Annotated in this window: 1 protein-coding gene; it reads left to right on the top strand. The window is 38.6% G+C overall.

Features of this window, described 5'->3' with window-relative positions; genetic code table 11:
• Positions 1 to 36 precede the first annotated feature (36 nt).
• Positions 37 to 14,610, top strand: coding sequence for a T9SS type B sorting domain-containing protein (locus tag ACZIX2_RS02270; RefSeq protein ID WP_463338453.1), 14,574 nt, complete (start codon positions 37 to 39; stop codon positions 14,608 to 14,610).
• Positions 14,611 to 14,653: the final 43 nt, after the last annotated feature.

Raw genomic sequence — 14,653 nt, 5'->3', positions numbered from 1 at the left:
AATTAGCTTTAAGATTTTTAATACAATGCCAAAACCATGAAAAAACCTACTATTGTACACTTGTTATTTTTGGAGTATTTTGTTTCTATTTCCAAGAAGCTAAACTTGTTGTTTACTACCTGCATTGAGAGATTATCGTTAGTGCATCGGTCTAAAAAAAGATTCCTATCCAATGCTTTTGCTATGGTGGGAATTTTGCTTTTTATGACACAGGCGTCTTATGGGCAAATAGGGACAGCTTTTGATGCTAGATTAAAAGATGCTAGTGGAAACAAATACCTAAAAGTGAAAGGGGATGTAGCTTTGATTGGAAATACTGTAATAAATAAAGTAGGTGCACAAAATACGACTACTAATCCAGCGATTTTTTCTCCAGCGCCTCCTGTTAATGGCGTCGCCTATACGGGTACTGTGACCAATTTAGCAGCTTTGACAACAGAAGCCAATCTACCTTATAATGGCAATGGTGCAAACAATGACTTTTTTGTCGAGTATATTAACATTGATCCTGATGGTAGTAATAATTTCAGTTCGAGTTCAGCAGTTCTAAAAATTAACAACACCTGTAAACGAATTGTCTTTGCCGGTTTATATTGGTCCGCGATATATCCTTATGATAGAAGTACGAATAAAGATGCTAAATATGAAGGCTCACTAAGAGATAACAATATTGATAAAATTCGCTTTAGGGTTCCAAATGGGAATTATCAAGATATTGTGGCAGACCAAATCATTTTTGATGGCTATAAAAAGAATGGACCTAATGTAACTGATTCTTTCAAGGATTCCCCTTATGTTTGTTTTAAAGATGTAACATCAATTGTTGGAAATTTGACGGATGCCGATGGAACATATACTGTTGCAAATGTTAGAGCAGCTAGGGGTAGAAGAGACGGCGGTGGCGCAGGTGGATGGTCACTTGTTGTGGTCTATGAAAGTCCAACACTAACTAGTAAATACATTTCTATTTTCGATGGTTATGTTGGGGTGAATCCTGATTCTGGTGTCAATCAATTAAAGTCAGTTGAATTTGATGTTAATGGATTTCAAACGCTACCATCTCCACTACCTGTAAATGCTAAAATTGGGGTAGGTGCATTAGAAGGAGATATTTGGGACGGTAAAGATAATATGTATTTCAAAGCTAATTCATTACCTACTTTTTCAGTTTTGAGCGATGTAATAAATCCAGTTAACAATTTCTTTAATGCAACTATTTCTAATGTAGGAGTAATCAATTCTAGTAGAACTCCCGATAGTAAAAATACCTTAGGAATTGATATTGATCTTATCGATATACCTAATAATGCCAAGAATATAATTCCCAATGCTGAAACTGGTGGTAAGATAAAACTTACTACTGAAACCGATGGCTATGGAGCCTTTTTGACCACTTTTGCAGTAGATATTATAGAACCCTCCATTTTGTTGACCAAAGAAGTGTATGATGATAAAGGGGTAGATGCCAGCAATGCTAATGTGATTTTAGGACAGCAATTAAATTATGTGATTGGTTTTGAAAATCAAGGGAATGATGATGCTACGGGATTTACAATAAAAGATATTTTACCAAAAAATATTGACTTTGTCTATCCGAGTGACATTGATTTAGCATCATTACCTGCGGGAGTGACGCATTCTTACAATGCTGCAACAAGAACATTAATTTTCAATATTCCGGATGCCTTAGTTAAAAAGAACTTGACTCCAGGCCCTCCTTTTGTTCGATATGAAATTCGATTCAAAGTAAAAGTAAAACCCGATTGTAATTCCTTAGTAGATCGTTGTGATAATGTCATTAAAAACTCAGCTTATGCCACTTATAAGGGAGTAGTTAATCCTACCCAAATAACGGATGACCCTAGTATTTCAAAATTTACAGCCTGTAATTTAGGATTGCCGCAGCCTACTAACTTTTTAGTGGGAATTAATGACTGTATCTATTCGCAAAGTCAAGTATTATGCGAAGCTAGTAAAACGCTTAATGGTCCTAGTGGTTATGCTAGTTATTCTTGGACAGGGCCTTTTGGGTTTACAGCTTCTACCGAAAAGGTTACCGTTACACAACCAGGGGTTTACAAAGTATATGCTGTTGGAATAGCACCATGTACGGATTATAAAGAGGATTTTACAGTGACTCCTTTTGGTGGGACTGTTGTGAACCCAATTATTGCTTATGCAGACAACAAAAATCCTGATGGATCAATTACAGTTTGCCCAAATAATGGAATTGTATTGCCTAAAATTTTCTTATGTGGTTTAAATGACGCTAGAGCCATTGCAACTGGGATAACTGGAGCCAATAGTATTGTTTGGGAAACTACTACTTGCGCCCCCCCAGCAGCTTTATCAGATTTATGTGCAAATGAAAGTGCTGCATGTGCTGGTACATGGGTTTCAGCTGGCCCGAATGGACCTAACTTTTTAGCAAATACCGCAGGACAATTCCGTGTAACCATTAATTATGATGGAGGTTGTTTTAACCGGTTTTATTTCAATGTCTATAAAAACACTTTAGATCCTAAGGTAACTGCTACGGATATTATTTGTACAACCCCAGGAAAAATTGTGGTCAATAATGTACCGAGTTCAGGATATGAGTACAGTATTGATGGAACGAATTACCAAAGTTCGAATACTTTTAATATTACGACTCAAAAATCATACACTGTATATGTAAGACAAGTTGGTGTTGCTACTAATCCTTGTATTTTCAAAGTACAAAATATTTCTATTCGTCAAAGAAATTTTACAATTACAGCCAATGCCTCTCAACCTTTATGTTTTGGAGATAAAGGAAATGTTTTAGTGGTTGCTAATGATGTTGAACCACAATATACTTTTAATATCTATACTGCTGGAGGAACTACTCCTATTACTACCTCAGGTTTGCAAATGGGTAATCAATTTACATTTGGGAATCTTAGTCCAGGTAGTTATGATGTAGAAGCCATTACAGAGAATGGATGCTCTGGTAAAAAACGAATTGTAATTGATGCCCCTACACAATTAGCAGCTACTGTTGCCATTACAAAACCCATTACCTGCAATGACGGTGAATTGACAGTTACCGCACAAGGAGGAACAGCGCCTTATAATTACTCTATTGATGGTAAACCTTTTGTGACTAGTAATGTATTTGCCATTCCTAGTCCAGGAGGTACTTACTCTATTAGGGTTGTTGATAAAAACAATTGTTTATATACTATTCCAGATATCAATATCAATTCTAATCCAAAACCAGTATTCACAGTAACCAAAACCGATGTTTTATGTTACGGAGCGAATTCTGGAGCCATCAACTTTAATGTGACCAATGCCAATGGTTATACCTTAGCCTATAGCATTGACAACGGTGCCAATTATGTAGCTAATGGTGCTTTTTCTAATTTGCCACTAGGTGTTTACAAGCCAGTTTTAAGATATACTTTAAGTGGAGTAGATTGTTTTGAAACACTGCCTGATATTACCATTACCGAACCAGCTGCTGCACTAACTGCTTCCGCTGGAGTTTCTGAATTAGCAGGTTGTGGAGTGGCTCCAAATAAAAACTTTGGAAAAGTCCGCATCACCAACCCACAAGGAGGAACGCCTTTTGCGGGTGCCAACCCTTACCTCTTTAGTTTCGATAATCAATTGACTTGGACGACCACTAATGATGCTTACAAAGCACCAGGCACCTATGATTTATATGTAAAAGATGCCAATAACTGTATTTATAAAGCATCGGTAACCTTATTGGATGAACCCACAGAACCAGAAATTAACGCTACGCCACAAATTGATTTCAATTGTGATGGTACAGCAACGAGTACAGTTACAGTGGCTAACCCGCCCAATGCATCGTATAGCTATGAATACTATTTGGATGGTGTGAAAAACACCAACACACCAAGTAATGTGTTCCTTAATGTTTCCTCAGTACCTAATCCTCATTACATCAGGGTTGACTACAAATTGAATGCTGTACCAACTCCTAGTAATTTGTTGTTTGAAAACTTTGGATATGGTGCAGATACTCAATCTCCTGGAATTAATACTACTTTTTATTGTTTTGAACGTCAAGTGAATGCTTTCAAATGTCAAAGTAGTATTGTTATTGAAGATGGTGATTATTCTGTAACGTCTAGCATAGTGCAGCCTTATGGTGCTTGGATACAACCGGGTGACCATACCCCTCCAACGGTTCCTCCTACACCTAAAGGAAGATGCTTGGTAGTAAACTTAGGAGACAAAATTGCTACAACAGATGTGATTTATAAAAAAGTAATTAAAGACATCATTCCCAACCAACCCATTAATTTTGAGTTGTATGTAAAAAATTTACTTAGAAAAGGGAATAATCAAATCGATTGTAATTTGGCGGTTGCGTTAGTGGATGCTACTGGAGTGGAAATCTCAACCTTTACTACCGGTGATGTCCCTAAATCTGAATTATGGGAAAGATACCCCAAAACACCTTTTACTCTAGATCCTAAAGGAAATACCACGCTAACCTTTATTATTCGTTCCAATAAAAGTAATAAAAATGGGAACGACGTAGCTATTGATGACATTAGTGTCTACCAACTCCCAAGAACCTGTATTGCTTCAAAAAGTTTTCCGCTAGTTATCGACGCTGGCAAAGCCTTTACCGCTCAAATTACAGGACAGAAAAATGTAACTTGTAATGGCTTGACCAATGGAGAATTTACTATAGCTGCAAGTAATTTTGACCCAATCAAAGGATTTGAATATTCTACCAATAACGGAGCGAATTGGACGACCTCGACAACTTCTCCTGTAACCGTTTCTAATTTGGCGGCTAACTTGTACAAAGTGATTGTACGCCCAGTAGGTTCTGCAGTAACGGCTTGTGCGAAACCATTTGACGTAAACATAAGCCAGCCCGCTGCAGTGACGCTTAGTGCTTCAGTAACGAAAACCGCTACTTGTACCACAGGGGCAACCATCACCGCTATTGGGGGCGGAGGCACTCCGGCTTACCAATACGAATTACGTCAGGCAGATGGCGTGACTGTTATTACGGGTTATGCCTATAGTAACAACGGAGGAATTTTTACCAATGTTCCTTCAGGAAGCTATACTGTTTTTGTAAAAGATGCTAACGGATGTCCAATCCCGGTAGGTGTAGGGGTAAATGTAACTGCACCACCAACCATTTCCGCAGCAGTTGTTCCGAGCACAGCACTTTGTTTTGATCCAACTACTGGTGCACAAATCAACGTGTCTATTTCAGGAGGTGTAGCACCTTATAGCTATCAAACAAAATTAAACGGTGGTACTTTTAGTGCTTCTAGCGCGACCTTTACTACAACAACATTTACCCATACGGCTGCGGTAACGGGCAATTATGTCTTTAGAGTAACCGATAGTAATGGTTGTTATTTTGATACAACGCAACAAGTAATTAATGCGAAGTTAACGGCGAATTCAGCTGTAACTACTGATTTGGATTGCGATCCAGCGCCAAACGACCAAGCGATTATCTCTGGAACTATCTCTGGCGGAACAGCACCATTTACCGTGGTGTTGCTTTCAGGAACAGGACCGGGTACATTAGTTGGACCTGTAGGGACAGGTACTACTTTTACGTATACGACTGGAGTAGCCAGTACCTATAAATTTGAAATTACAGATGCAATTGGTTGTAAAACCACTACTTCTACTACTATCAATGCTAAAGTTGCGGTGACGGGTAATGCAGTAGTAACAAACGAAACGTGTGAGACCTTAAACAACGGAAGTGTGACTTTACAAGCCCTTACTGGAGTGGCTCCTTTTACTTATAATTTTAATAATTTAGGATTTTCTGGTACTGTAACCTATGGTTCATTGTCAGGCTCTGTAGCTGGAACTTCTTACCCTTATCAAATTAAAGATAAAAAGGGATGTATATATGATGGTACAGCAGTTGTTTTTGAACCTACTCCAATTAATCTTTCAGCTAATATTACCACTCCTTATACTTGTACTACTAATGCGACTATTACTGCTTTGGCTTCGAATGGAAATGGAGGATTTACTTATGTCCTAAAAAGAGGTGTCACAACAGTAGCTAGTAATACAACAGGAATTTTTACTAATTTGAGTGTAGCTGGAAGTTATGCCGTAACGGCTACCGATGCCAAAGGATGTTCACTTACTTCTTCTCCAGCCTTGGTGATTGATGCTTTGACGCCTCCAACGGCAATGACGTTTACTTATAGTGCGGTTACTTGTCCTGCAAATAAAACGGACATCACAATTGATAGCGTCACGGGCGGTTCATTACCACTAGAATATAGAATTAGTGCTCCAGCTACTGCAGTAACGCTGTTTCAGTCTAGCGCTACTTTTACCAATCTAGATCCAGGGGTTACCTATCGTTTTGAAGTTAGAGATGCTAAAAAATGTCTTTTCTCTACCACCTATTCAGTACCTGTATTACCAACACTTTCTGCTAGTGGAGTAGTGGTGAGCAATGTAGTATGCGTTGGTGAGAGCAACGGATCTATTCGATATACGGTTGGCGGATTTGGCAATAATACCCCTTATTCTTATACTATAGATGGTGTAGCGGCAGGTTCAGCAAGTTCACCATTAACAGGAACTACATTTGATATTCTAGTTCCTAATTTAGCGGCTGGACTTCATGAATTAGAAATTACCAACACTACAACCAAATGTAGCGTAAAGGCTTCTGCAACAGTAGCAGCGCCAAGTGCTGCTTTAGCAATTACAGCTCCAACTATTTCTCCTATTACTTGTACTAAAGCTACTGCAAGTATCACCATCAATACCACTGGTGGATGGGGATCTAATAGTTATACCGTTACAGGACCATCTCCATCAACAACAGTTGTTACACAAAGTACTAAAACTTTTAACAATCTAGCGGCTGGTGATTATACCGCAAGCGTTAAAGATGCTAATGGTTGTACTGTTTCTATCCCATTTACTATTGCACCTTACACCGCACTTGTAGTAACTCCAACAGTTACTGCGGCTTGTTCTGTTGCAGGAAATACAAATCAAATCGTAGCTACTGCCACGGGAGGTTCAGGTACTTATACTTATTCTATCAATACAGGGGTTGCTCCAACTGGTGCTTTATTAGATACATTTAACGTTGCGCCTGGAACTTATACTATTACAGTACGAGATGCTTTTGGTTGTACAAAAGCAGAAGTTGTTACAGTAAGTGAGGTATTAGCAGCAAATGCTATTAGAACTAAAGACATTACATGTTCAATACCTGCAGAAGCTACTATTAGAGTGGATGTTACAGGTGGTAAAGCTCCTTTTAGTTATAAAGTTAATATTGATGGAGCTGGTTTTGGTACAGCTACTTCTTTTGGAGGAACAACATTCAATTACACAGACACTGGAATTATTATTGGCAAATCATATCAATTTGAAATTACCGATGCTAATGGTTGTACAAGAGTTACTAATACTGTAAACACTAATACACCAACTCCAGTTGCTGCTAGTGAATCACATGTTGACCCAACGTGTAATGGATCTACTGACGGTTCTATTCGTTTAACAGCTACGGCAGGTGTTGCTCCGTTTACTTATGCTATTGCTACTTCGCCTACAGTTCCAACTTCTTTTGGTTCTGCTAATGTATTTGGTGGCCTAGCTGCTGGTACTTATAATTATATTGTTAGAGATGATAAAGGTTGTGATGCTAAAGGAACTATTGTATTGAATAATCCTGCACCACTTCAAGCTGCAATAACTGTTCATGATATAACTTGTAATCTTGCTGATACTCCTGGTAGTATTGAAATAACAAATGTTATTGATGGACAAGCACCTTATAAGTTCACATTGTTAGATTCTGCAAATAACATTTTAGATTCAGTAAACACTTCATCAACATCATATGTATTTCCAAACAATTTGAATTTTGGTGATTACTATGTTACGGTATCTGATGCTAAAGGTTGTGAATTTAAAAGTACCAAACTTAGAATTAACTCAATTCCTTATTTAACATTTTTACCGCCAGTAATATCAGGAGATTGTATAACTGGTGCTACAGTAAATTTGCAATTGGACACAGCTTTCCCAACAGCACCAAATTATGTTTATTCTATATATGGTGACCTATCATCCGCTCAGCCTGCAACTGCATCTACAACAGCTACATTTACAGGATTGAATTTTGGACAAACCTACTTTTTTCAAGTTATTGATAACAATAATTGTTCTTCAATTGTAGAAGTAAAAATTAAAGCACTATCGCTTATCAAAATTGATCCTGTTATAGTAAGTAATGTTACATGTAATACTTCTCCAGTTTCTACAAATGGAACAATAAACTTTACAGTTTCTGATTACACACCATCAGTAACTCAATTGCGTTTAGAGATTTTAGATCAATTAACCAATAAATCATTAGTCCCATCAGTTTTTAAAATTGTAACAGTTGCTTCATTAAGTTCTATAACAGATAGCTTTACTGGTTTAGCTTCTGGGGCATATACATTAAAAGTGGAGGAAGTTGATGGTACAAAATGTGCACAGTTTTATTCTTTCGATATAACACAACCGATACAACCACTTACATCAGTAGTAACTTCAAATGTGCCTGCTACTTGTAATTCTGGTGCATTGGTAACCTTAAAGACAACAGGTGGAACAGGACCGTACACTTATACCTATGCAGTTGCTCCCAATCCTCCAAGTATTGTAGCTAGTAGTAACGTTTTAACTTTAGATTATAATCTTGGGACAAGTTGGAACATTAGAGTTACAGATGTTAATAGTTGTACTTTTGATTTACTAAATGTGCCAATTGCCAAAGATCCAACCCCTGTTATTGATTTGTCTGTTGTAAATAAATGTGTGGCAGAGGGTGCTTTTGAAATTTTAGTTACAGAAACTACGGCTGGTGTAGGTACCTATACTATTAGCATAGACGGAAGTGATTTTACAAGTTTACCGCCTGCTAATACCTTTACAGGTTTAAATTCAGGTCCACATACGGTTACAATAAAAGATGCTAATGGTTGTACTGACACCAAAAATATAACTATTGCAGCTCCGTTAAAAGTGACACCGTTTATCGATGCCTTACCTACTTGTGCCAATAATGATGGACAGGTTACTTTAACTGCTTCTGGCGGAACAGGTGCAGGAACTTACACTTATAGTATTGTACCTGTAGCGGGATTAATTACGAATACTCCAACGGGAGCTGTGATTAGTGCTTTGCCACATGGTACTTATACCATAACAATGAGAGATACGGCTATTCCAACCAATTGTACCACTACTACAGAGGTTACTTTAAGTGCGCCAACAGCAGTTGATTATACAGCTAATCCAACTGCTCCAAGTTGTACAGGTACGCAAGGGAATATTGCAAATGGTACTATTGATATCGTTTTGGATGCAACCAATGATAATCCGCCGTATACATATACAATTACAAGAACTGCACCAACTGCTGCGGCTCCTGTAACACAGTCTACAGGTCTATTTACTGGATTGATTGCAGGTACTTATGATATACTTGTATCATCAGCTAGGGGTTGTTCAACTCCAGATACGGTTGTTATTGATGATCCATCACCAGTTGTTGCTTCCGCATCAGCTTCTGCCTTTACTTGTTCTCCAACCAATACACCAAACGTAACAGTAGTAACTCTTGGGGCAAGTGGTGGAGCAGGTACAGTGCTTGCAGATTACACTTTTAGTAGGGATAATCTCAACTGGTCATCAACCAATACTTTTGATGTTATAGATACAGGTGCTACACAAAACCTAACATTTTATGCTAAAGATGCGAATGGTTGTACGGATGATATTATAGTTCCAATTACCCCATTCCCTAAATTGGTGTCAGCTGTAGCGAGTTTAGGTACTAAAGTCGATTGTACTACTCCTATTCCTACAGAAATAATTAATGTAGCGATTACTGGTGGTGCAACACCTACAAATTTCAGTTATCAAGTTGCTATTGATGGAGGAGCTTATGGCGCGATAACACCAATTACTGCTGGTGCTACTTCATTCACTTATCCTGCTATATCAATAGGAAGTTTTTATGAATTTAAAATAACAGATAATACAACAGGTTGTAGTATTATTTCAAATGCGTATACCGTTCCAGTATTCAATACCATGACCGTAACCGCAAGTGCTGCAGCAAATGTAGATTGTGCTACGAATGCAACGGGTGCTATTGAAATTAATATTGGTAACTATACGGGAACTTATAATTATGAAATTTTCAAAGGTGGTGTGACTACAGGTTTTTCAGGTTCAGGAAATACAACGACTAATCCATTGGTACTTACTCACGGTTTAGTTGCGACTACACCAGTTTCTGAATACACCGTTGTGATTACACAAACAGCGTATCCAAGTTGTATAAAAACTTCTAATACTGTTATCATTACAGAGCCAGCTGCTTTAGATTTGACTAATCTTAGTGTTAACGTTAAAAATCAAAATTGTAACACCACAGGAGCAGTAGTTACTGTTGATGAAACTACTATTGTGGGCGGAACGCCAGGCTTTGAATTTGCTTTTGTGCCTACTGGAACAAGTCCAATAGGGTTCTACTCACCTTCAAAAACCATTACAATTGCAACGTCAGCTACAACTATAACCCCAGATCTAATCGACGTATATGTAAAAGATGCTAACGGATGTTTCCGTTCTGTAACAGTGCCAATTTCATTAGATCCAGTGCCAACAGTTACAGCTACAGTTGCTAGTCAATGTGCTAACCCAGCCGGTTATACGATACTTGCAGTGGGTACAGGTGTAGGAACTTTAGAATACAGTTTGGATGGTAATAGTTTCCAATCTTCGTCTTCATTAACTGTAACTGCGCCTGGTGATTATACTGTTTGGGTAAGAGATGCTAATGGTTGTATTGCAAAAACAGCTACACCAGTAACGATTTTCGAACCGTTACAATTGCAAGCTGACATTACTACCTTATCAACTTGTACAGCTGCAGACGGTGTGGTGACCTTAACGGCTAGTGGAGGGTCAATACCATCTAACTATCAATATAGTAGTGATGGTAGTACTTTTGTATCTTCCAATGTATTTGGTAGTTTACAAGCAAGATTACTGCCTTATACTTTCTACGTAAGAGATATCACAACAACTTGTGTTAAATCAGTAGACGTAACTATGTTCTTACCTAATACAGCCATTGCTTTTGTATTAGATCCAACTCCAGTTACTTGTAACGGAGGAAATGATGGTACTATAACCACTAACATGGCTCCATCAACGTTGACTGTAAATAGTAATCCTATTTATACGTATGCTTTAACAGGAACTACTGTAGGTGGAGTAGCGGTGACCATTCCTGCAACAGGTGCGCAACCTTCTCCATTATTCAGTGGTTTAGCAGCGGGAAGATATACCGTAACGGTTACTTCCGGTAGAGGTTGTCCAGTTTCACAAACTATAGATGTTGCTCAACCTGCACCAATTGTAGTGCCAACGATTACCCCAGTTCAATTCGCTTGTACTTCAGGAAATACAGGAAATTTAGCAACGATTACGGTAGATCCAACTTTAATTACAGGAGGTTCTGGTACATACTTGAATTATGAATTCATTAAAAATGGCACTTCAGTTCAATTTGGTAACAGCAATGTATACACCGAAGCGAATCTTTCAGGAGGTTCTTATGTAGTGAAGGTGTATGACAACAAAGGTTGTGTGGGTACGTCAACTACCGCAATTACCATTGCACCTTATGTGCAATTGGATAAAGTAAATGTGAACGTTACTAATGCGATAACGTGTACTAACCTTGAGGACATAGCTGTTTCGGTAACTTCAATTGGAGGTACGCCTGCTAACTTAGCGTTTACGGTTCAGGATGTAATCTATGATACTAGTGTTACCCCTCCAGCAGCAATTAAAGGAACGGCATATAGTTTACCTCCAGTTTCAATAGTTGGCGGTGTGGCTACTTTCACCAATTTACCAATAGGAAATTATATAATCAATGTCAAAAACTTAGACACCAATTGTGAAATTATCGGCGTACACTACGTAAACAACCCGAATACCTTCGAATTGCTTGTTGATAATGTAGTGGATGTTATTTGTTTAAATGACGCTAACGGAAGTGCGAGAGTGACTTTAATAGATCGAGTGCCTACGCCAGTAGATAATGCAGGACCATTTACTTATACTGTGTTTGACATTGCAAATCCATTAGCACCAATAGTGGTAGTGCCTTCGACTAGTAGTCCAACAGCTGGGTCAATAAACTTAACGGGTTTACGTGCGGGAACCTTTATGATTACGGCTACATTGAATCAAACGCCTTTCTGCACCGTAAGTAAAAACTTTACGATTACAGGACCTACCGCAGCATTAACAATAGCAGAAACCCATACTGCAATTACTTGTGTAGCAGGTAACAATGACGGGTCAATTTCGGCTACCGCTACCGGTGGATGGCCAGGTGGTTATGAGTTCCAATTAGAAAATGGTGCAACTGTAGTTTCTCCATGGTCTACAGTGAGTAACTTTAATAACCTAACCGCAGGTACCTTCACGGTTAAAGTAAGAGATTCAAAAGGATGTGAAGTGTTCGCTACTGTGGTATTGAATAACCCAACACCAATTGCCTTTACAGCAACACCAAGTACTACATTGCTAGCTTGTATAAGAGATACCAATGCAAGTATAACCGTAAGTGCTCCTACAGGTGGTCAAGGATCAAATTACTTATATACTTTGAATACGACCTCGGCTACGCCAATGATTAGCTCTGGACCACAAAGTGGAAATGTGTTCAATAATTTAGGAGCAGGAACCTACACCGTAACGGTAACTGATGGTTGGGGTTGTGGAACGACTTCGGTTCCAATTGTAATCAATGAGCCAACAGAAGTGATGGCAAGTTTAGTATTGGCAACAACGCCAACATGTACTACTACAGCAACGATTACCCTGAGTGCAACTGGTGGAACAGGAGCCTATGAGTATAGTACTACAGCTACAGGTGTTTGGAGTCCTATGACAGGATCTTCTATTACTTTACCGGTAACACCAGGAACCTACCGTTTTTATGTGCGTGATACGAACGGTTGTACTAGCATCGTTTCCAATGATATTACTGTTGAACCGGTACCTACATTACAAGTGACCTTAGATGTACAAAATGCCAAAATCAATTGTAATGGTGATACGAGTGGTGTTATTGTTGCATCCGCAACAGGTGGTTTAGGAAATTATGTTTATACTTTACTAGACGGTACTGGAAATCCAGTGGCCTTTACGCCAGTACAAACCACTCCAGGTAATTTCACACAATTGCCTGCAGGAACTTATCAAGTCCGAGTAGATAGTCAAGATTGTAATGTAATTTCTACAGGTGTTGTTCCTATTACAGAACCATTATTGCCTGTTACCGCTACTACTGTAGTTACTCCAGTTACGTGTAATGGAGCAGCCAATGGTATTATTAACGTAACCGCTTCTGGTGGAACAGGGGTAATTAAGTATGCTATTTCTCCAAGATTAGACCAGTTCTTTGATACAGGTGTTTTTGACAATTTAGCACCTGGAAACTATCAAATTATTGTACAAGATGAAAACGGATGTTATGTTCTTTTGACTAGAGATGTCACCGAACCACAACCTATTTTTGTGAATACGGTAGCAGGTTCAGAAGTTCAAGAAGTTTGTTTTGGTGACAACAATGCTGCTTTCGATATCAACATCATCGGAGGTGTAGCCCCTTATAGCGTAAGTATCGACAATAGAAACGGAACCTATACAACGGGTACGGCCACACAAAACGTATTTGCCTTTACAGGTTTAACTGGAGGAGATCATACGGTATATATTAAGGATTTCAACGGCTGTACGGCAGAATGGTTGGTGGCTTTAGATAAATCCGTGAACTTAGATCCAAAAGCTAGTGTAACCTATGGTTGTGATAATAATGCACCAAGTAATACCGTTACTGTTACTTTAGACGCAAGTATTACCAATCCAGCTGAGGTAGATTATGCTCTAGATGGTTCGACAGTTTTCCAAGCTAGCGCTATTTTCATGAATGTCGCAGCAGGATTCCATACCATCACGGCAAGACACTTGAACACTTGTGAGAAAACAACCGTTTCTTTTGAAGTGAAAGGTTTTGCACAATTAACCTTGAATTTGGCTGATGGTGGTTTGAATGAAATTGTTGCTACAGCAGCCGGTGGAGCAGGTAATTACCAATACTCTTTTGATGGTGGCAGTACCTTTACTACCAACAACAAAATGATTTATTACAAATCGGGAGATTATACGGTAATTGTAAGAGATGTTAATGGTTGTGAAGCAACCGCAACACGTTACTTCGAATTCATTGATATTAATATTCCAAATGTGTTTACGCCTAATGGTGATGGAAATAATGATACGTGGTTGCCTACGAATACCATCAATTACAAAGATTTAACCATTAGTATTTTTGATCGCTACGGCCGAAAAGTGGCTAGCTTGAGAGAAGGCGAAGGCTGGGACGGTAAATACAACAGTCTCGAATTGCCAACAGGAGATTATTGGTATATTTTGAAATTGAGAAATGTTCAAGACAATCGTGAATTTGTTGGACACTTTACTTTAATGCGATAATGAAGAAAGACAGTGCCCAAAAATAACTGGTAACTATGACGCT

This window comes from Flavobacterium riviphilum, assembly GCF_055231795.1.
The sequence above is the reverse complement of the archived record's forward strand: the minus strand, read 5'-3'. Positions and strand labels throughout refer to the sequence as shown.